16 protein-coding genes and 1 tRNA gene are annotated in these 20,389 nt (G+C 54.9%); 14 read left to right on the top strand and 3 right to left on the bottom strand.

The genetic code is table 11. The annotated features are described in order from the left end of the window. Positions 1–2 precede the first annotated feature (2 nt). The 8 genes from QTO31_RS09675 (at position 3) to QTO31_RS09640 (ending at position 5,667) form a co-directional block, all read left to right on the top strand. On the top strand, positions 3–1,667 hold the full coding sequence (locus QTO31_RS09675) for an ATP-binding protein (RefSeq protein ID WP_301428931.1): 1,665 nt from the start codon (positions 3–5) through the stop codon (positions 1,665–1,667). Beyond that, entirely contained in the window at positions 1,664–2,026 is a 363-nt protein-coding gene (locus tag QTO31_RS09670; protein WP_031460667.1) for a response regulator, read from the top strand. Before QTO31_RS09675 ends, QTO31_RS09670 begins: the two co-directional genes overlap by 4 nt. A 31-nt stretch (positions 2,027–2,057) precedes the next feature. Beyond that, a complete protein-coding gene (locus QTO31_RS09665) occupies positions 2,058–2,885 on the top strand; it encodes a methyltransferase domain-containing protein (protein WP_301428930.1) in 828 nt (275 codons plus the stop codon). A 135-nt stretch (positions 2,886–3,020) separates the two neighbouring features. Further along, positions 3,021–3,095 (top strand) — tRNA-His (locus QTO31_RS09660). 48 nt (positions 3,096–3,143) lie between these two features. Then, complete coding sequence (locus QTO31_RS09655; RefSeq protein ID WP_301428929.1) at positions 3,144–3,545, top strand: hypothetical protein; 402 nt, start codon at positions 3,144–3,146, stop codon at positions 3,543–3,545. 141 nt (positions 3,546–3,686) lie between these two features. Next, positions 3,687–3,965 (top strand): acylphosphatase, encoded by a 279-nt coding sequence (locus QTO31_RS09650; RefSeq protein WP_081910054.1) that lies wholly within the window; start codon positions 3,687–3,689, stop codon positions 3,963–3,965. Positions 3,966–4,086: 121 nt separating this feature from the next. Continuing rightward, entirely contained in the window at positions 4,087–5,133 is a 1,047-nt protein-coding gene (locus QTO31_RS09645) for a YbhN family protein (RefSeq protein WP_301428928.1), read from the top strand. A gap of 39 nt (positions 5,134–5,172) precedes the next feature. Continuing rightward, a complete protein-coding gene (locus QTO31_RS09640; RefSeq protein WP_031460672.1) occupies positions 5,173–5,667 on the top strand; it encodes a cyclic nucleotide-binding domain-containing protein in 495 nt (164 codons plus the stop codon). 10 nt (positions 5,668–5,677) lie between these two features. On the opposite strand, the gene QTO31_RS09635 is transcribed toward QTO31_RS09640, so the two are convergent. Together QTO31_RS09635 and QTO31_RS09630 are read right to left on the bottom strand one after the other, a co-directional pair. Beyond that, complete coding sequence (locus tag QTO31_RS09635; protein WP_301428927.1) at positions 5,678–8,050, bottom strand: DUF3488 and DUF4129 domain-containing transglutaminase family protein; 2,373 nt, start codon at positions 8,048–8,050, stop codon at positions 5,678–5,680. Position 8,051: 1 nt separating this feature from the next. Further along, the gene (locus QTO31_RS09630) at positions 8,052–8,843 is read right to left on the bottom strand and encodes a TatD family hydrolase (protein WP_031460674.1); all 792 of its coding nucleotides are present in this window, start codon (positions 8,841–8,843) and stop codon (positions 8,052–8,054) included. Between the two features lie 839 nt (positions 8,844–9,682). On the opposite strand from QTO31_RS09630, the gene QTO31_RS09625 reads away from it, so the two are divergent. The 6 genes from QTO31_RS09625 to QTO31_RS09600 all read left to right on the top strand — a co-directional run bounded on the left by QTO31_RS09625 (position 9,683) and on the right by QTO31_RS09600 (position 19,193). Beyond that, positions 9,683–11,281: a NuoM family protein gene (locus QTO31_RS09625; protein WP_031460675.1), complete on the top strand. Its 1,599-nt coding sequence runs from the start codon at positions 9,683–9,685 to the stop codon at positions 11,279–11,281. A gap of 1,250 nt (positions 11,282–12,531) precedes the next feature. Continuing rightward, positions 12,532–14,241 (top strand): universal stress protein, encoded by a 1,710-nt coding sequence (locus tag QTO31_RS09620; protein ID WP_301428926.1) that lies wholly within the window; start codon positions 12,532–12,534, stop codon positions 14,239–14,241. Between the two features lie 747 nt (positions 14,242–14,988). Further along, on the top strand, positions 14,989–16,149 hold the full coding sequence (locus tag QTO31_RS09615) for a carboxylate-amine ligase (RefSeq protein ID WP_301428925.1): 1,161 nt from the start codon (positions 14,989–14,991) through the stop codon (positions 16,147–16,149). Between the two features lie 27 nt (positions 16,150–16,176). Then, a complete protein-coding gene (locus QTO31_RS09610) occupies positions 16,177–17,325 on the top strand; it encodes an acyl-CoA dehydrogenase (protein WP_031459938.1) in 1,149 nt (382 codons plus the stop codon). A 66-nt stretch (positions 17,326–17,391) separates the two neighbouring features. Then, positions 17,392–18,588, top strand: a complete 1,197-nt coding sequence (gene rpoD, locus QTO31_RS09605; RefSeq protein ID WP_301428924.1) for an RNA polymerase sigma factor RpoD — start codon at positions 17,392–17,394, stop codon at positions 18,586–18,588. Between the two features lie 245 nt (positions 18,589–18,833). Continuing rightward, complete coding sequence (locus QTO31_RS09600) at positions 18,834–19,193, top strand: hypothetical protein (RefSeq protein ID WP_031459940.1); 360 nt, start codon at positions 18,834–18,836, stop codon at positions 19,191–19,193. Between the two features lie 46 nt (positions 19,194–19,239). Here QTO31_RS09600 and QTO31_RS09595 read toward each other — a convergent pair whose 3' ends face one another. After that, positions 19,240–20,139, bottom strand: a complete 900-nt coding sequence (locus QTO31_RS09595; protein WP_301428923.1) for an NAD(P)-dependent oxidoreductase — start codon at positions 20,137–20,139, stop codon at positions 19,240–19,242. Between the last annotated feature and the right edge of the window lie 250 nt (positions 20,140–20,389).

Raw genomic sequence — 20,389 nt, 5'->3', positions numbered from 1 at the left:
CGATGCGTTTTCCGATCCGAGCTAAATTGCTAGGCGCTCTAGCCATCGACTTGATCTTGATGATGGTCCTCGGCTATTTTGCCGTTCATCAGATGGCTACGATGAACGAACGGGCTGTCTTTATTGAACGCCATACAATCCCGTCGCTCGATACGGTGGGCGATATGACAACCGCCATTAACCGTTATCGCGCTCGCCAACTGGAATTTCTCATCTACACTAACAGTGGTGATCGTAACCGTATTCTCGACCAGATGCGAGCGATAGAATCTGAGATGAGCGGTTATTTCCTGACGTATCGCTCATTGATCGGCTCTCCACGTGAACAAGAGCAATTAGATGCGGTTGAAGCGGCCTGGAGCGAGGTGGTCAAGGCGAATCACGAGCGCTTCATTCCAGCCGTTCGTCTGGTGAGTGATGGTAGCGTTCAACCATTTTATTCACGGATGAATCCGGCGTATGATGCGCTCGATCAGGCGATGGCCGGGTTAGTACAAGAGAATCAGCGGCAGGCGCGCGCATCCCTCGACGTAGTTGCTGCAAGTTATGATACAGCGCGTACATTTATTATGTTCGATACCGTCGTTGCGATTATTATTTCGGCTGCAATTGGGTTGGTTCTCTCGGCGCGTATTGCCCGTCGTCTACGACGCCTGGTGGAAGCAACAAATCGGGTTTCAGCCGGTAACTTCGTAGGTTCTATTAATGAGCAGATCCGTGACGAGATCGGCGACCTGGCGCGGGCATTTGATCAGATGCTTGCAAGCCTTCGTCACCAGCGTAGTGAACTAGAAGATCGCAACCGCGCTTTGCAAGAAAGTCTTGCCCGACAGTCTCAATTGATGGAAGAGATTGTCCGCGGCAAGCAGGCTGAAGCCGAAGCAGAACGTGCTCGTGCCGCAGCAGAAGCGGCCAGTCAGGCCAAGAGTGCTTTTCTGGCAACGATGAGCCACGAACTGCGGACACCTCTTAACGCGATCCTCGGTTATGCCCAGCTATTGCACCTCAGCAAATCGGTAACTGAACCACATGCGCAGTACCTGGAACGTATCCTGGTTTCTGGGCGACATTTACTGACACTGATCAGTGATGTTCTCGATTTTGCCAAAATTGAACAGGGTGCGCTTGAACTGGAGTACAGTCAGGTGCATATCCCAACGCTGGTTGATGAACTGGTTGCGATGACACTGCCGCTGGCGCAGCGTCATCATAACCAGGTTCAGGCATATTGTCCTGCCGAAATTGACACTATCGAGACAGATGGTCGTCGTTTACGTCAGGTTTTAATCAATTTGCTCGGCAATGCTGCCAAGTTTACCGAAAACGGAACGATCCGACTCGAAGTAACATCTGTACAGCACGGCGATGTGGCCGGTATTCAGTTCGCGGTGATCGATACCGGGATCGGTATTCCACGCGATAAACAAGACAAACTTTTTCAACCGTTCAGCCAGATCGACTCATCGGTTACCCGGCGCTATGAGGGTACTGGTCTTGGTCTGGCATTGAGCAAGCAGATTGTGCAGGCTCTTGGTGGCACTATCGCAGTGGAAAGTGATGTGGGTGTTGGATCAACATTTACCGTCTGGATCCCAACCAGGCCTGTTTCTGCGGTTAACTCCTCATCGTTGGCATCGAAACTACCTCTTGTTGGAGAACCGGCATGAGCTTCATTCTCGTCGTTGATGATAATCTGGACAATCGCAATATTATCGGTCAGATGTTAAGCTTCAGCGGTTTCAAGGTCGAACTCGCTGCCGATGCATACACCGCAATCAAACTCGCCAAACAGCATCGGCCAGCGCTGATCCTGATGGACCTGTCGATGCCTGGCCTCGATGGCTGGACAGCGACTGAATATATCAAACGTGATCCCGAACTTGCCCGGATTCCGGTAGTTGCAGTGAGTGGTCACGTGACACGAAACGATATTGAACGTGCGCGTCAGTCGGGTTGTGCCGAGTTCCTGTCTAAACCAATCGAGTATGAACATTTGATTGCGGTCGCTCGTCGGTATGTACAGTGATACCGTAACGTCGTTGTGGTATCATGGTGGTATGGAGGCTAGACTGCTCCCATTCATAACCTGTCCCTACCACCCTACGGCGACGTTAGAGGTAGCGCAAATTGATCAAATGACCGATAGTACGATCATTACCGGTCATCTGCGTTGTTCGTTCTGTGACGTGGTGTATCCAATAATAAACGGCATTCTCGATGTGATTGGGAAACGCCAACCAGCAAGTATAGCCCAGATAGTGAATGACTTACCGCCAGCAGCCTGGGCTTACGAACGAACCTGGCGACCGCTGTCACTGAGTTTGCTCACCGGGGAGTACTTCCCGCTTAACCGTGAACTCCACCTCATCACCGGTCTGGCCGGTGCCGAACGGGGTGGGCTGATGATTGATGTTGGCTGCAGCAATGGCCTGTACGCACGTGCTTTAGAACAGGTACGTCGTCAAAGCAATGCGAGTGGCTTCGTTGTCGGGGTTGATCTGAGCATGGCCATGCTCGACGAAGCACAACGGCGGGCCCGTTGTGATGGGTTATCGATAAGCTTTGTGCGGGCCAGCGCTCAATCCTTACCCTTTGCTGATGCTACTGTCGATGTGCTGGTCATGGGAGGTACGCTCAACGAAATCGGCGATATACCGGCTGCACTGACCGAATGGCGACGCCTGCTCCGTTCTGGTGGTCGAGGCGTCATGATGAGTCTGGTGCGGGCAACCACGCGACCCGGACAGATACTGCAACAGCTCCTGGCAACGGGAGGTCTCCAATTTCCAAGTCTAGCCGAACTCAATCAGTACTTTGCTGCTGCCGGTCTTCAGCTCCGCGCTCAGTGGCAGTATGGCGTTGTAGTGTTCAGTGTGCTGCAATAGAAGCGAGGGTCTTGCAACGTTGTTTTTGTCTGGTAGTGAAATGGAGAAGTGAGAGGGTATAGATTCGGTTAGGAACTGCCTCTTTCCGCATTTGACGAGATGGCGTGGTTGTGATATATTCTTCAGTGCCGCATGGTGCCTGTAGCTCAATGGCAGAGCGCCTGACTGTGGATCAGGAAGTTGTGGGTTCGAGCCCCATCAGGCACCCCACACGATTGGAAAGCCGGGGATAGACCCGGCTTTTATCGTGTTTAGGGTATGGAACGTAAAACCGTCATTTCGCTTGTCTATGGTAGAGTCGTCTTGATGGACTCTATCTCATACCTTACTCCAGAGGAGACAGGGGCTTGTGTAGTGAGTGGTTCACACGGTGGCCTCAGCTCGGCGCGTTATGCCCTTACCGTCACACTGGCTGGCGTGGTCTTCAACGATGCCGGTAAAGGGAAAGATGATGCCGGTATTACCGGGTTATACTTGCTCGATACAGTGCATATGCCCGCTATTGCCGTTGCCCACACGAGTGCTCGGATCGGAGACGCTGCCGACACCTGGGACCATGGAATTGTCAGTGCCATCAACCAGGCAGCAGCCGCACGCGGAGTACGGATAGCCATGTCGGTACAAGAAGCTGTCATGCACTTGTTGCGCCCCCCTGTATAATAGGAGTATCGCACTGTACTATGATACACATCTCTGACAAAGTTTTTACTGTATACGAGTTGCAGAGCTGCTGTTCGTGCGCTATACTCAGCAATAGTCAGGTAAATTGTACGTAGAGCTATGGCGACAGATAGGTGGAACGTGGATCTCGTTCGTGCTCATGTCTTTATCTCCGGTCGCGTACAGGGCGTTAGCTTTCGAGCGTATACGCGCGATCGAGCGCGTGAGGCGCAGGTCAAAGGATGGGTACGCAACCTGAGCGATGGTCGCGTGGAGGCAGTCTTTGAAGGACCACGACCAGCCGTTCAAAAGCTTATTAGCTGGTGCTACAGCGGCCCCAGTCAAGCGCAAGTCGAGCGAGTTGAGGTTCACTGGGAAGAACCAACCGGCAAAGAGGGCGTATTCTCCATCGTTTGGTAAAGCCCGACGTCGTAGGACGACGCATAGACCGCCTGCTAAACGCATGCGTCGGCGCCAACACACGCTCGACCCTACTTCTGCAAACTCAACAGCAACAGTTTTACGGCACGAAAGGACACCTATGGGCGTTAAACCATGGAAACTGATTACCAGCGCCCTCATCAGTATTGGCATTATCATACTGGCTATTCTCAACCGCCACTGGATCGTTGAAGCGTTCAGTCTTCTCAATGAAGCAAAGCACGGTTGGCTATTTGCGGCTTTGGTGCTGATTGCGCTTAGCTATCTGATGAGTGCGCAGGTCTTTAATGTTGTCCTCCGTTCGCTCGGTTACCGCATGAATCTCCTCCGTCTGTGGGCAACAGCCTTGACGGCCATTATTATCAGTCAGTCGGTGCCTGCCGGTGGGGTTGGAAGCTATGCGTTTCTCATAAGTAATTTTAACCGGCGTGGTATTCGGGCCGGTGAGTCGGCACTATTGGCTTCACTCGAAACCCTCAGTTATGTGATGGCAATGCTGCTAATCTTTTCGTTTAGCCTGGGCTACTTTGCATGGCGTGGGCTTGAAGCAACTGGTGCCAGTTATATTGCTGGATTCGTTGGTCTTTCCGTCATTGGTATCGCAATCTTTGTTTTGACCCGCAGTGAGCAAACATTGCACCAATGGCTTTACGGCCTACAGCAGGGAATAGGACGTCTGTTTGGCCGTCGGTGGAGCAGCACCTGGATTGATCGGATTGTCGATGACCTGTCGCGTGGTCGAAGCCTCTTGATCCATCGTCGCCGTGATGTATTCTTGCTGGTGCTGATCCAGTTGACTGCGCTTAGTGGTCACAGTCTAGCGATGCTGCTGGTCTTGCACGCCCTAGGTACCGATGTCAGCTTCGCGGTCGTCTTGTCTGCCTTTGGTGTGGCATTGGTTACATCAACGTTCAATGTACTCCCAGGCGGTGGTGGCACGGTTGAAGCTGCCTTGGTAGCCGTGTTGAGCCAGATGGGAGTAGGTCCAGCCGCAGTGCCGGCTGCTATTATTTTTCGACTTTTTAATTACTGGCTGGCTGCACCACTTGCGGCTGTCTGCTATCACTGGTTAATGCACGAACCGGTAACTCCCCTAGTGAGTAGCAAAGTACGCACCGGCTCACTGAACGCACCGTCGCATGATTAGAACGCTGCTCCCAGTGAGGCACAATTTGGTGGGGGAAATATGAATAAGGGCGTTGTCGAAAATCTACGACGGGTTGAACTGTTCAGCGGTCTGAGCGACGAGGAATTGTTGCAGATTGCTACAATCTGTAAGGTACGCCGCATCGGTGCTGAGCAAGCGGTCTTCCGCGAAGGAGATGACGGCGACGAGCTGTTTATCATTCACGAGGGCTGTGTACGGATTATGATCAATACCCGTACATCGGAGGGGAGGTTCGCGCCTTCAACGATTAATCTGCTCTACAAAGGGCAGAGTTTTGGTGAGATGGTACTGCTCGGCGGTGCTACCCGCTCGGCAACGGTTGTTTGCGTTGATCCATGTGTTTTACTGGTGATCAACGAGCGTGATTTCGCTACGTTGTGTGAACGAAACCCTCGCATTGGCTATCTGGTCATGCGCAATATGGCGGCCGATCTCGCTTACAAACTTCGCTCATCGAACTTGCTACTACGCGGGAATATCCGCTGGCAACAGGGTGAATTAGGAAAACACTGACTCGCCAGCGTTATGCCATTGGCTTGCGGAGTGATAACCAGATGCGCTGCAAGCCGTGTTGCGCAGCATAACGCCATAATGCCTGTTGGAGCATTCGACGATCAGCTTCCGCTGGTACCCGAACGGCTACGCCGCGACGATAGCGCTCGGTGGTGTAAGCAGTTGCGATACCACGTATCGTTGCGGCATGTTCAGGCAAGATACCCGCTAGACGTTGGGCATATTCTTGTGGCGTTTCCGACAGTTGCTGCTCTAGTCCGGCCAGTCGGGCCAGCCATGCCATTTCGGCGTATGCTGCGGCTGCCAGACGAAGACCCCGCAATTCATGCCTGAGCCACCACTGCCACCCAAACAATATCAAACTAATACTCAGCGGGATCGCTAGCATCACTAGGAGCCAACCGACCGGTGTTCCACCAGAACGGGCTGGTGGGTTGTTCAGCGATGATGAAGTAGCAGATCCACCGATTGCACTACTGGCAATCGAGTTATCATCAAGCTCCTCAAACCGACCCGGATCGAGGCCAGCCCCCCCGACACTACTCGCAACCCCTTCGTCTTCGGCGCCAAAGATTGGCTGTAGTGGACGCTGCGGAAGTGACGTATAACTGGCTGCCGTTGGCTCGAATCGCTCCCAGCCGATACCAGGAAAGTACACTTCTGGCCAGCTGTGAGCGACATTTTCGCGCACAATATACACCCCCTGATCAGGATCAAAATCACCGCTAGCGTAACCGCGTACCCAACGTGCCGGCACACCGATTGAACGCAACATAACAACCATTGCCGAGGCAAAATAGTCGCAGTAACCGGACCGTTGCTCGAAGAGGAACCAGTCTACCAGATCAACATTCGCTGGCGGGGGTGGAATGTCCTCGCTGTAGGTCAGCCGACGCAAATAATCTTGAATAGCGACAGCCTGATCGTATGGTGCTTCAGCATCGGCAGCGGCAATGACTCGCGCAGCCTCTGCCCGTACCCGTGCCGGCAGCGTATCGGGTAATTGCAGATAGCGTTCGCGAACCCATGTTGGGTAATCTCGACCGGCCTGACGCAGACTCTGCACATCGGCCACTGAAGCCAGGACGGTCACGGTATAGGTTGTCTCGGCCCACAATGGTGTCAACGCAGTAATGAGTGACACATCGTCATAAACCGGCGCTACTCTACCGTTTTCATCACGAACAACAAGGTGTTCAACTCGCGTCGGCAGACTCAACTGTAATGGCGCCCCTCCAAATACTATCAGGTCATCATTCCGTTCTTGTGCCAGCGTGATCGTCTGGGTAATGAGCTGCCGTGCCCGCCGCTCAGTGAGTGGTAGGGTCTCACCGGCAGCAAGCGGTGTACGTGCCTGTTCGGCAGTAGCAACACCCAATGCTGAACGAGCTAGCTCACCGGTCGTGTTCGACCAACCCGATCCATCGTACCGATCAAATGCAACTGCTCGCCAATATTCAGGACGTGACGAGCGCACCGTCATAACGAGATCGAAACCCGGTGCCCGTGAACCACCAAGAGGTGCGACTCTGGCCGTAAACGAAATGCTTCCGGCTCCGGGCGGAGCGTTGATCGTGCTGAAGGCATCTTCCCATGCGGCCCGTGCAATGCGAAACGGCGACCGCAGCATCTCCCATGTCTGTGCTGCCCGATCAGTGGGAATATCGGCAGGTAAGAGTGCAGTACACGCAATCAAGACCACACCAACGACCGTCGCTGCCCACATCGCACGCAAAGGTAACAGGTCAGGATAACTCATCTGCCGGGTTTCCCAAACCAACCGGCGCTGCATCACATGGTGATACACCAGCAATAGTAACGCGCTGGCGATCAAAACGAGAGCCTCTGTATCGGGTTTGGGCAACACATATGTGTAATTAACGAGAAATACTGCGGCGTTGGCAACAATCAGTAGCCACGGTCGCTGCTGGCGAAACACGGCCCAAACGGTTGCGTAGACCAGCCACCAGCAGAGAAAGGCTAATGCAACCACAAACAAAACGATGTCTTCACCACGACCACCACTGGCGAGCACGCGAACCCAGCCGCTGATCCGAATAATCAGTTCAACGGCGCGGTCACGCCAACTGACGAGTCGTTCATCGAGCAGTGGGCCGACCTGCTGGACGATCCAGACCCAGGCGAAAACCAGCGCTACGATATGAGCACTCCAGCTCGGTAAGCGTTGCCAGCTTACCAGCACCAACCCAACCACTAGGGCAAATGCACCTATCGACGGTAAAATCGATAACCCACCAGCCCAGCCAGATATAGCCAGACTACGGATGACAGCACCAGTCAGGAGTACAATCAAGCCGACGCCCGGCAACATCCACCAGACACGAGTGAGACTAATTAAAGTTGGCGGAGCTGGTTGGTTCATCCTACCCTAATGTCTCAGCCATTCGCGGAAACGCACGTAGCGTATTCTGCCAGAGCTGTGGTGCCAATTCTGCTAACGACAGACCGCGCAGATCGGCCAGTTTCTGCGCAATATATACCAGCCGACTCGGTTCATTCCGCTGCCCTCGATGCGGATGCGGGCTAAGGTATGGACTGTCAGTCTCAATCAACAGACGCTCTAGCGGTGCTTGTTGCACGACCTCATGAAGCGCTGCTGATTTTGGAAACGTGAGAGGTCCTGAGAATGAAAGGTAGAAACCCAGTTCCAGGCACTCCTGAGCCGCGGTCCAGTCTCCTGAGAATGAGTGCATCACGCCCGGACCACGTGCAGCATCGCGTAAGACCGCAATAGTTTCGGGCATTGCCTCACGTGAGTGAATCACAACCGGCAACCCTAGCTCAGCGGCCAGGGCTAGTTGCGCCCGAAACGCCTTCTCTTGTTCACTGGGTGGCGATTTCATCCAGTAGTAATCAAGACCAATCTCGCCAATTGCCACGACTTTTGGATGGGTAGCGAGCCTGCGAATCTGGTCGATCCAGTCTGACGGTAAATCATGCAGATGATTAGGCTGAATCCCAACGACTGCAAAAATGGCCGGATGCGCATTCGCCAGCGCTACGGCTGCATGACTCGAGGCTAAATCGTAGCCGATCTCAACCATAGCGGCGATACCGGCTTCAATAGCCCGTTCAATCACCGCTCTGCGGTCTTCATTAAACTGCTCTGAAGCAAGATGGAGATGTGTGTCAATTAAAGGTTGTGTTGATTTCATAGGCATTCCACACCATTGTAGCATACATGCCCATTTGTCGTCAGAACTATTATAACGGTAGGGAGGATTTTTAGTGTATAGGTTTCGGGTCATCTTTGATGTTAGAATGGTACGAACGAACATCACGCACCCGCTTCCAACGATTCCTGACTCATGAATTCACCTGCTCGTGCAGGTCTCCTGGTTCGAGAAAGAGAAACGCAGAAGGAACGGATTCTTTCTCGCTCTCTAGTGGGAGAGTAAGGGCGTTAGGAGAAGGTGAGGGGGTTTCCTGCTAAGAGTGCTACGTTCCACGTAAACCGGTCGGTTGGCGCGTCTCCCCATTTCCTCTCGACGTCACGGGGGAAAAGGGAAGAGTCTCTGGTCATTCAGGACCGTCCGAGAGTTCTTGTCGCGGGTTGTACGACATGGATGCCCAACATTGTTGCTCCACTCACTCTTGTGATATGTATCACAATTTTTTGAACCATTCTGAACCTTCTACATTTTTACTGACCCTTCTACATTGAATGATACCTGCAAAAAGCCGAACCTTCAGCGGTTGACAAAAAAACAGAATCGGGCTATAACAATAAGCGTGGTGCAAACGTGAGGTTTATCACAAACAGGGTGACAATACGGGTGTAACCTCGGCTAAAACAGGTAGAACAACATATCGCTTCGATAAATCATACATCTACCGGAAACCATGGTATCATTCTATTAACACCATAATCTTCACTCCTGACGAAGTCGTCACCGACGGTTAAGCTAAGAAAGCTTTAGTTCAGCGGCACCAAATGGGTGTCGTGTTGTCGTGTGGTTATTGTTTAATTCAAATGAAAGAAGGTCTGGCGCTTATGAACCTGCTTGGCCTACCCATCCTGTCACTGTTGCTCTGGCTACCGGCGCTTGGTGCCCTAGTAATTTTGTTGCAACCGCGAGGACGTTCTACGCTGCATCGCTGGACAGCAATGAGTGCAGCGTTAGCAACCCTTGTCGTTGCCGGAACCGTTATTGTCCTGTTTTATACCGGTCCTTATGGACCTGCATCCGGTGTCGTTGTTGGCCCTCCGTTGCAATTTGTCGACTCGGTGGCCTGGTTGCCTGCATTTGGTGCCAATTACTTGATAGGTGTTGATGGTATTAATCTGTGGCTGGTCGGTCTGACTGCGTTCCTGGCCCCATTTGCTGTAGCCGCAACCTGGCAACGTCAGACACGTAGCCTGCGCTTGCTGCTCGTGTTACTCCTGTTGGCAGAAACTACTTTCCTGGGGGTATTCCTCGCCCAGGATATGCTGCTCTTCTACGTCTTTTATGAACTGGCATTAATCCCGATTGTTTTCCTCGTCGGAGTGTGGGGTAGCCATGGTCGAGCTGCGGCCGCATTGAAGCTGTTCCTGTATACGTTCGGCGGATCGTTGTTAATGCTGCTGGCTATTATCGGTCTGCACCTCTTGCATCGTAATGCAGTAGCCGTCATCGATCCGACCTACACCGGTACATTTGCCCTCAACCAAATTGTGGCCGATATGCGTTCGGGCCTCTTTACGCTCGATCCGCTGGTCGCACGGCTCCTGTTCGGTGCGTTTTTCCTCGCCTTTGCCATTAAGTTGGCACTCTGGCCATTCCACACCTGGCTGCCTGATGCGTATAGCGTTGCGCCAACACCGGTAGCAATTATGCTGGCCGGGTTGATGGCGAAATTCGGTGTGTATGGCTTTATCCGCTTTAATATAACGCTTTTCCCAGAGGTTGCCTCTTGGGCAGCGCCAGGGATTGCGGTTCTGGCCGTTATCGGCATTGTGTACGGAGCGCTCATCGCCTTTACCCAGCGCGACTTGCAACGCATGATTGCGTATGCCTCGATTAGTCATATGAACTTTATCGTGTTGGGCATACTGGCTTTGAATACCATTGCGATGAATGGTGCTCTGCTCCAGATGGTATCGCACGGTATCGTCACCGCAGCACTGCTGATCATCGTCGCTGTTATCGAGGAGCGCCGCGAGAGTCGTGAACTTGGTTCATTTGGCGGTCTATGGCAGGTGACACCCATCTACGCCGGTTTTACCTTGCTTGCACTTCTGGCAATGGCCGGTCTGCCTGGTTTAAGCGGCTTTGTCGGTGAGTTTACGATGTTGCAGGGTATCTTTACCTCACCACTGCTCGGTTGGCCTTTTGCGGTGGGTGCGGTGATTGGCATAATCCTGGCAGCAGTGTATGCTCTGCGCGTATTCCGCGTAGCCTTCATGGGTGAAGTGCGTAATACGGTGAACTTTGATTTGCCAGATTTGCAACGTCGCGAACTGATAACACTGGGTGGGTTGACGCTGGTTATCATTGCCCTGGGATTGTTCCCGAATGTCTTGCTGAGTGGAACTTCCGGTTCAGTGCAAGGGCTAGTTGAAGCGATAACACCAGCCGTCCAGGCAGCAGCTCGATTCAATGGCTGGTAGAGCGAGCGAGAACGCCGCTTACGAGGGCAACTTGCTGAAAGAGCGGGTTGCCCTCGTTGTGTTTCCAGCGCTGTTCAAGGCTATTCCTGGACGGCAGCGGCAGTAGGCAGAGTGAGGCGGGCAAGGGATGGGTAGGTTCCTAACCCGTCTGTGGTGCGCGTTCTGTTGTCTCCCATACTACCTGAAGCGGCCCGGCGGCTTGCGTACCCAGGGGGGGCAGGCCCGAGGCGGGCCGAAGGCTTGCGTACCCAGGGGGGCAGGCCCGAGGCGGGCCGGAGGCCCGCGTACCCAGGGGGCAGGCCCGAGGCGGGCCGGAGGCCCGCGTACCCAGGGGAGCAGGCCCGAGGCGGGCCGGAGGCTTGCGTACCTAGGGGGGCAGGCATGAGGCAGGCCGGCGGCCCGCGTACCCAGGGGGGCAGGCCCGAGGCGGTCGGGAGGCCCGCGTACCCAGGGGGGCAGGCCCGAGGCGGTCGGGAGGCCCGCGTACCCAGGGGGGCAGGCCCGAGGCGGGCCGGAGGCCCGCGCACCCAGGGGGCAGGTGCAAGGCGGGCCGGAGGCCCGTGTACCCAGGGGAGCAGGTCCGAGGCGGGCCGGAGGCCCGCGTACCCAGGGGGCAGGCCCGAGGCGGGCCGGAGGCTTGCGTACCCAGGGGGGCAGGTGCAAGGCGGGCCGGAGGCCCGCGTACCCAGGGGGGCAGGCATGAGGCAGGCCGGAGGCCCGCGCACCCAGGGGGGCAGGCCCGAGGCGGGCCGGAGGCCCGCGCACCCAGGGGGGCAGGCCCGAGGCGGGCCGGAGGCTTGCGTACCCAGGGGAGCAGGCCCGAGGCGGGCCGGAGGCCCGCGTACCCAGGGGGGCAGGCATGAGGCAGGCCGGCGGCCCGCGTACCCAGGGGGGCAGGCATGAGGCAGGCCGGTGGCCCACGTACCCAGGGGGGCAGGCCCGAGGCGGGCCGGAGGCCCACGTACCCAGAGGGGCAGGCCCGAGGCGGGCCGAAGGCTTGCGTACCCAGGGGGGCAGGCCCGAGGCGGGCCGGCGGCCCGCGTACCCAGGGGGGCAGGCCCGAGGCGGGCCGGAGGCCCGCGTACCCAGGGGGCAGGTGCAAGGCGGGCCGGAGGCCCGCGCACCCAGGGGGCAGGTGCAAGGCGGGCCGGGGGCTTGCGTACCATTCATAGGTTCCGTTGAACGAAATGCGTGTTCAATGGTACCATGATACTCGTCGCAACAACCGCCGTTGTTCAGATAGAACCCTTATGGACGAATCAACCAATAGCCGCATGGTGGCAGCACTGCACGACTTTCAACGACTGCGCTGGCGGGCTGATATTGAACATCTCTTGGCGCGCCTACGGGGTCAGTCAGATGATTTGCTGCCGTTTGAGGAAGTTCGCCAACGAGTCCGTGCCAGTGTAGCTGGCGAACGTCAGTTGCGTGAAATTCCGCTCGACGCAATCGTAGGCAGTGTTGGCCGGTACCATGACTTCAACCGCAATTTCTTACCTCGCCGCGACGATGACTGGCAGCGTTGGTCACGAGTGATGGCTGCGGTTGAAAGCTGGCATGGCTGGCCTCCGATTGAGGTGTATCAGATCGGCGATGCTTACTTTGTGATCGACGGCAATCATCGCGTATCGGTAGCACGTCAAATGGGGATGGATCACATCCAGGCGTATGTCATCCCGCTGCAATCGCGAGTGCCGATTGATCCGTCAATGACACTAGAGGAGGTGATCATCGCTGGTGAATATGCTGGTTTTCTCGAAGCCACCCGGCTTGACACGCTGCGGCCCGGTTGTGATTTACGAGTAACTGTTGCCGGACAATATGAGAAGCTGCGTCAACAGATCGAGCATCTTCAACAACGATTGACCACAGCCGATACTGCGTCATCGTTCGTGGAAGCGGCCTGCATCTGGTACGATCAGGTGTATCGTCCGATTGCCGATCTGATTCAGGAGCGGGGGCTGTTACGCGATTTTCCGCAACGAACGACGACCGATCTCTATCTCTGGCTCTGTGATCACCGTGACGAGCTAAGCAAACGATTGAGCTGGGAAATCAGTCTGACCCAGGCTATTGATGATCTGGCAGAAGCACCTGGTCGGGCTGAACAACTCCTTGAGCGGATGATCCCCGACAACCTCGAACCAGCGACACCGGCCGGTGTCTGGCGTCGCCATCGTCGGCTTGATCCGGCATTCTGGTTGTTTCGCGAGGTGCTGGTGCCGGTGAGTAGTCAGCCTGACCAATGGCAGGTTCTCGATCAGTTATTGCAATGGGCTGAACGTGAGCCGATCCGACTACTCGGTCTCCACGTTGTGCGTAGTGCTCGTCAGCGTGATTCGGCTGCTGCTCGATCAGTCGTGCAGACGTTTATAGATCGCTGCGCTACCGCTGGTGTGCGCGGTGAGTGTGCCATCGAGGTTGGCGCCATCGGGCGGGCAATTCGCGAGCGGGCACGTCTGGTCGATCTGATCGCGGTTCAGGTAAACCATCCACCCGGTTCATCACCGCTGGCGCGTTTGGCCTCTGGCTTGCGCACAATTCTGCGTTGTTCAGTACGTCCGGTGTTAGCAGTACCCCAAACGGTTACGCAGGTCGAGCGGTTACTGTTGGCTTACGATGGTAGTCGTAAAGCTGAAGAGGCGCTCTATCTGGCGACATACCTCGCCGCACGCTGGCACCTGGCGCTCAACGTTGTCACCGTGCTCGAAGGAAACGCTAGTGCCGAACAGGTACGGTTACGCGCATTTCGTTATCTCGAACAGTATCAGATTGCTGCCGGGTATATCATCGAACGCGGTGAACCGGCTTCGGCAATCATCCACGCAGCCGCGCAGACTCGCGCCGATCTGTTGGTAATGGGCGGCTATGGCCACCGCGATCCGTTAAGCGATCTGGTTATTGGTTCGACAACTGAAGCATTGTTGCGTGCCCGTCAGTTACCGATTTTGGTCGTTTAGACGGTATGAGTATAGAAGTGAGCGTATGTCTAATGATTCTTTGCCCAGTATGGGTGATGGTTAGCACGTTGCAAAGTGCTCTGTTTTCACCTCATCCGACATAGGGACGGAGGGTAGAAGAAGAGAGGATCAAGGTACAGATAGATTCCGACCCGTCCGTAGCGCATGTGGAGGCCCGTTGCTTTCCGCTCAGATGAACGTTTATGGTACCTCTGGTTGGCTCGCCGATTATGCACGTCAGCAAAGCGGTGTTCGTTCACCTCACTTTCAATGCGGGCCAGAGGCCCGCGTACCCAGACCCGGGCGACCGCGCAGGTCAATGACATTTATGGTACCTCTGGTTGGCTCGCCGATGATGCACGTCAGCAAAGCGGTGTTCGTTCACCTCACGTTCAATGCGGGCCAGAGGTCCGCGTACCCAGACCCGAGCGACCGCGTAGGTCAATGACGTTTATGGTACCTCTGGTTGGCTCGCCGATTATGCATGTCAGCAGAGCGGTGTTCGTTCACTTCACTTTCAATGCGGGCCAGAGGTCCGCGTACCCAGACCCGGGCGACCGCGCAGGTCAATGACGTTTTAAGCGCCTGAATGGTATTCATCGTTGTATCCCTCCGTCCGGTTACAGCGCATTGGTTCTCGTAAGACCAAAAGACATCCCCCCAACACTCCCCCACATTTTCGCAAGACGCGATATAATACAGGATACCGGTACAAAAACGTTTTTCATCATCAGTGAGGAGTGCGCGGTGAGCGTGTATAATCCCAACGATGCCGATTTTGCGTTCACAATCGGGATCGAAGAAGAGTACCAGATCGTCGATCCTGAAACTCGTGAGTTACGCAGCTACATCACTCAAATCCTTGAGCCAGGTCGTACCATTTTACGCGAACAAATCAAACCAGAGATGCATCAGAGCATCGTTGAAGTAGGTACTCGTCCTTGTCGCACGATAAGCGAGGCCCGAGCCGAGATTACCCGGCTACGCAGTACAATCGCCGGCCTGGCAGCCCGTCACAACCTACGGATCGTGGCCGCAGGTACCCATCCCTTCTCATCGTGGATGCAGCAAGAGATCACACCCGATGAACGGTACCGCATGGTTGTCGGTGAAATGCAGGAGGCCGCGCTCCAACTCCTCATCTTCGGCATGCATTGCCACATTGGGATGCCCAACAACGAGGTCGCGATTGAGCTAATGAATGTCGCACGCTATATCTGTCCGCATTTATTGGCGCTCAGTACCTCTTCACCGTTCTGGATGGGACGCAATACCGGTTTCAAGTCGTACCGTAGCGTCATTTTCAGTACGTTTCCGCGTACCGGTATTCCGCCAACCTTTCATTCGGCCAGTGAATTCGAGCGTTACGTACAGTTGTTAATCAATACCGGCTGTATTGATAATGGCAAAAAGATCTGGTGGGATTTGCGTCCTCACCCCTTCTTCGGTACACTTGAGTTTCGCGTCTGCGATATTGCTACCAAAGTCGAAGAGTGTCTGGCGTTGGCCGCCACTATGCAGGCGCTCATCGTGAAGTTTTACACCCTGTTCGAGGAAAATATGACCTTCCGCGTCTATCGCCGTGCTTTGATCAACGAGAACAAGTGGCGGGCCCAACGCTGGGGGCTTGATGGTAAACTCATCGATTTCGGTAAACGGAAAGAAGTGGAGGCGAAGGCGCTGGTGTATGAGATCGTTGAACTGGTAGACGATGTTGTTGATATGCTTGGCTCACGACATGAGGTAGAATATCTGCTCAAGATTGTCGAGCATGGAACGAGCGCCGACCGCCAGTTGCGCGTGTTTGCCGAAACAAACGACCTGAAAGCTGTGGTAGACCATCTGATGACCGAGACGATGGAAGGCGTGCCGGTCATGGCATTTGATCCGGCAATCCATACTCATTGAGCAGCAGTACTAGAGAGGATTCCCTGTATGGATTTTGAATTGACACCCGAACAGCAGTTTATTCGACAGACCGTTCGTGAATTTGCCGAGAAGGAAATTGCACCGAAGGCCCGCTACGTCGATGAACACAGTGCGTTTCCGAGTGAGACTTTTGCAAAAATGGCTCAGCTCGGTCTGATGGGTTTGCCCTTCCCTGAAGAGTATGGTGGCGCCGGTGCTGATAGTGTGAGTACAGCAATTGCAATTGAAGAGGTGGCCCGCTGCTGTGGCAGTACAGCACTGGCATACGCTGCCCACATTGGCCTGGGTAGCGCGCCGATTGCGATGTTCGGCACCGAAGAACAGAAGCGTCGCTTCCTGGCGCCGGCCGCTCGAGGCGAATATCTAGCCGCTTTTGGTCTCACCGAACCACACGCCGGTTCTGACGCTGGCGCGACTCGTACTACGGCTCGCTTGGTGGGTGATGAATGGGTGATCAACGGGCAAAAAATGTGGATCACCAACGCGCCTATTGCCGGTCATATCATCGTTACCGCTGTTACCGACCCCGAACTCGGCAAGAAGGGCATCTCGTCATTCATCATTCCGCGCGGAACACCGGGACTGAGCTTCGGTAAACACGAACCGAAAATGGGTTTACGCGGCTCAATCAGTACCGCCGTGATGCTCGATAATGTGCGCGTCCCACGTGAAAACCTGCTCGGTGAGCGTGGTCGTGGTTTTATCCAATTCCTGCAAGTTCTGGATGGTGGTCGAATTGGCATCGGAGCGATGGCCATTGGTCTTGCCCAGGCTGCATACGAGGCCGCAGTGGCATACGCTCGCGAGCGCACGGCCTTCGGCAAACCGATTGGCGCTCATCAATCGGTGGCAAATATGATTGCAAATATGGCCGTTGATCTGGCAGCCGCCCGTGCTCTCGTCTATGGCGCCGCGCGCTTGAAAGACGCCGGTCGCCCCTATACCCGCGAGGCGGCTATTGCCAAGCTCTTCGCTTCTGAAGCGTCAGAGCGTATTTGTCGCGATGCCATTCAAGTATTTGGCGGCTACGGTTATAGCCAAGAGTATCCGGTTGAACGCCTCTACCGGGATACACGTCTGCTAACCATTGGTGAAGGAACGTCGGAAATCTTACGTGGGGTCATCGCTCATTCTGTTCTCGGCCTGCGCGGGTAACAGCTTGTGCTACAATAAAAGACGCACGATAGCCAGTGCTTATGAGGTCTCAGACGAGGAAGTACTATGACGCAAAGCCAGCCCGAGACCGACCGCGCCGGTCCTGCGATCAATCCGGCTGATTTGCAGGCGCTCATTGCGCAGGGACGGCAACGAGGCTTCGTCACATTCGAGGATATTCAACGGTTGATCCCTAACCCAGATGAGTCGATCGAACAGATCGACAGCATCTATGCTACACTAGCCGAGGCCGGTATCCCTGTGCAAGACGGCGATGAAGTGGTTCTGGAAGATGAGCCATCATCGCTGTCTGCAATGGATATTGATCTCGACGATGAGTTGTCAGACGCGTTGCTGAGCGATAGCGTGCGGCTCTATCTGCGCGAGATCGGGCAGGTGCCGCTGCTCACGGCTGAACAAGAAAAGCGCCTGGCGCAATTGATTGAACGGGGTCAGGAGGCGGAACGGAAATTAGCTACCCTCCCGCCCGATAGCCCTGAAGCGGCACGCTTACGGCAGGTTAAAGCGCAGGGTGATGAGGCCCGTCAGCAAATGGCGGCAGCAAATTTACGTCTGGTGGTCAGTATTGCCAAGCGTTATCGCGACCGTGGCTTGCCGCTACTCGATCTGATTCAAGAAGGAAGTCTGGGTTTGCTGCGGGCAATCGAAAAGTTTGATTACAAGAAAGGCTATAAGTTCAGTACCTACGCGACTTGGTGGATCAAACAAGCGCTTTCGCGCGCCCTGGCCGATCAATCGCGTTTGGTACGACTGCCGGTTCATCTGGGCGAGACACTCAATCGCATTCAGACAGCCCGTCGTCAACTTACCCAGACGCTCGGTCGCGAGCCAACCGATACCGAGCTGGCAAATCATCTCGGCATGAACGAGGAGAAGCTGCGTGAGTTGCGACGTACTGCGCAAGACCCGGTATCGCTGGCAACCCCAGTCGGGGAAGAGGCCGATAGCACGTTGGCCGATTTTATTCCCGATCCCCATACGCTTGATGCAGATGACGCAGCGGCAAGTGGTATGCTCCGTCAGCAGATTGCTGCCGCCCTCGATCAGCTTAGCGAGCGCGAACGACGTGTGCTGGAGCTGCGCTACGGCTTAACCGATGGTCAGCCGCGCACGCTGGAAGAGGTGGGAAAGGCATTTGGTGTGACGCGCGAGCGAGTGCGTCAGATCGAGGTCAAAGCATTGCGCAAATTGCGCCATCCACGATTAGGGAAGCTGCTGAAGGATTTCCTTGATCAAGCTTGAGGTGCTGTACGCCAGAATGTCGGCAGGGGTACGGCGCAAACGTGCCCCTTTCTGGTGATCGTAAGTAATTGTTTTGCTGCTGGGGCAAGGCAATGCCTTGCCCCTACAGTTGTTCGGTTGTACGATATGGAATGGCGACGATCCGTTACGGTGTTTCATATTTTGTAAAAAATGGCATCCATTATTCCTATTATTTCGTATAATCTTGTAACAAGCCAGAAGATTATGACTGACGAGGTTATTCCATGTCGGTAAATACCACTATCGCTACTGCTATTCTGCTTATTGTCCTTGGGGTTGGCGGTGTCTTTTCTACCGGTGCAATAACGGCTACTATTCCTGCCCTGTTTGGAATCGTTCTCCTCGGCCTGGGAGTCGCAATTGAACGCAGCGGTAACCCACGTCTCTTTGAACGACTGGCCGCGCTCGTAGCACTGCTGGGCGTCCTTGCCCCAATTGGGAATCTTGTACGCATTATTGGTCAGAATGGCCTGATTATCAACGCCGCAGTGTTCGCCAATCTTACTCTGCTCGGCATCTGCGGATTGTTCCTGGTCGTCTGGTTGTGGGAACAGATCAGCGGTGAGCGGATTAAAATTAAATAGCAGAACAGGGGTACAACAAAAGATACCCCTGTTCTGCCAGATGTGTTTAATCGCGGTGCTGCCCAACTTCAATACCGGCCAGACGTTCAAGCGCCTTAATCAACGCATGATTACCCTCATTCCCCAAACCGGCGGCTTGCAGGGTACGGTAGAGATGAAAGGCGGTAGAAGTGGTTAGCATCGGCGCCCCGACCGCATCAGCCGCCGCTAAAACCAACCGCAAGTCTTTCTGCTGAAGATCAATAGTAAAACCGGGCCGCCAATCGCGCCGAATGACCTGTGGACCGCGATTTGTGAGCATCCAGCTTCCCGCAGCACCGCCACTGACCGCTGCCAGTGTCTTTTCGAGATCAACGCCACTCGCCTGCGCAAAGACAAGCGCTTCGCTGATAGCGAGCATTGTTCCAACCACCAGAATCTGATTAACCAACTTCACCGTCTGTCCGGCGCCATGGTCGCCGACATGGGTGATGGTTTTGCCCATTGCCTGCAAAACCGGCATCGCTCGTTCGACCAGATCAGCCGGACCGCCAACCATAATACTCAACGTCCCGTGCGCAGCTCCTTCACTGCCCCCACTTACCGGCGCATCGAGAAAGCCAATGCCGCGCTCTGCAAGGCGAGCAGCAAACTGCTGTGCTCCTTGCGGGCTGATCGTGCTCATGTCAATAACCAGCGTTCCGGCCTGTGCGCCCTCTACAACACCGTGCGGCCCGAATAGCACCGCTTCAACATCAGGTGTATCACTCACACAACTGATCACAATATCACTGTGTGCCGCAAGATCGGCTGGCGAAGTCGCCAGCCGTGCTCCGGCTGCTACTAACTCATCGGCTCGCCCCAGTGTCCGATTCCAGACGGTTAGCGGAAAGCCAGCACGGAGAATATTGGCTGCCATTCCGCGCCCCATAATGCCCAGACCAATAAAACCGATCCGTTCATGCATAGTCGACTCCTCAACACTTTGTCTGAACGTCCCTGACATCGGGGAATGGTATCATAAGCCGGGATACTACGTTACACGCAGGAGGCAGCATAAGGAGTAGTTATAACAAAGAGTGTTAGCTGCCGGTAGAGGATTATGGTTTCAGCCCACCGTACAATGCACTGTACGAAAATTAACCGGTTGGCTATCATACGGCTCAGAAATACTCTTGTTCGTGGCTGTTTGGATTGCACTTTCTAGCCCTGTTTGT

Origin of the sequence: Chloroflexus sp. MS-CIW-1 (assembly GCF_030444705.1) — a bacterium.
Lineage (GTDB): Bacteria > Chloroflexota > Chloroflexia > Chloroflexales > Chloroflexaceae > Chloroflexus.
Note: the sequence above shows the minus strand (reverse complement) of the source record. Positions and strands in the feature narration are given on the sequence as shown.

What these genes read in the sequence shown, in the direction of transcription:
- QTO31_RS09625 (WP_031460675.1), top strand. Translation starts at nt 9,683, where the DNA reads ATGAACCTGCTTGGCCTACCCATCCTGTCACTGTTGCTCTGGCTACCG.
- QTO31_RS09655 (WP_301428929.1), top strand. Translation starts at nt 3,144, where the DNA reads ATGGAACGTAAAACCGTCATTTCGCTTGTCTATGGTAGAGTCGTCTTG.
- QTO31_RS09610 (WP_031459938.1), top strand. Translation starts at nt 16,177, where the DNA reads ATGGATTTTGAATTGACACCCGAACAGCAGTTTATTCGACAGACCGTT.
- QTO31_RS09620 (WP_301428926.1), top strand. Translation starts at nt 12,532, where the DNA reads ATGGACGAATCAACCAATAGCCGCATGGTGGCAGCACTGCACGACTTT.
- QTO31_RS09675 (WP_301428931.1), top strand. Translation starts at nt 3, where the DNA reads ATGCGTTTTCCGATCCGAGCTAAATTGCTAGGCGCTCTAGCCATCGAC.
- QTO31_RS09645 (WP_301428928.1), top strand. Translation starts at nt 4,087, where the DNA reads ATGGGCGTTAAACCATGGAAACTGATTACCAGCGCCCTCATCAGTATT.
- QTO31_RS09600 (WP_031459940.1), top strand. Translation starts at nt 18,834, where the DNA reads ATGTCGGTAAATACCACTATCGCTACTGCTATTCTGCTTATTGTCCTT.
- QTO31_RS09635 (WP_301428927.1), bottom strand. Translation starts at nt 8,050, where the DNA reads ATGAACCAACCAGCTCCGCCAACTTTAATTAGTCTCACTCGTGTCTGG.
- QTO31_RS09670 (WP_031460667.1), top strand. Translation starts at nt 1,664, where the DNA reads ATGAGCTTCATTCTCGTCGTTGATGATAATCTGGACAATCGCAATATT.
- rpoD (WP_301428924.1), top strand. Translation starts at nt 17,392, where the DNA reads ATGACGCAAAGCCAGCCCGAGACCGACCGCGCCGGTCCTGCGATCAAT.
- QTO31_RS09630 (WP_031460674.1), bottom strand. Translation starts at nt 8,843, where the DNA reads ATGAAATCAACACAACCTTTAATTGACACACATCTCCATCTTGCTTCA.
- QTO31_RS09665 (WP_301428930.1), top strand. Translation starts at nt 2,058, where the DNA reads ATGGAGGCTAGACTGCTCCCATTCATAACCTGTCCCTACCACCCTACG.
- QTO31_RS09595 (WP_301428923.1), bottom strand. Translation starts at nt 20,139, where the DNA reads ATGCATGAACGGATCGGTTTTATTGGTCTGGGCATTATGGGGCGCGGA.
- QTO31_RS09640 (WP_031460672.1), top strand. Translation starts at nt 5,173, where the DNA reads ATGAATAAGGGCGTTGTCGAAAATCTACGACGGGTTGAACTGTTCAGC.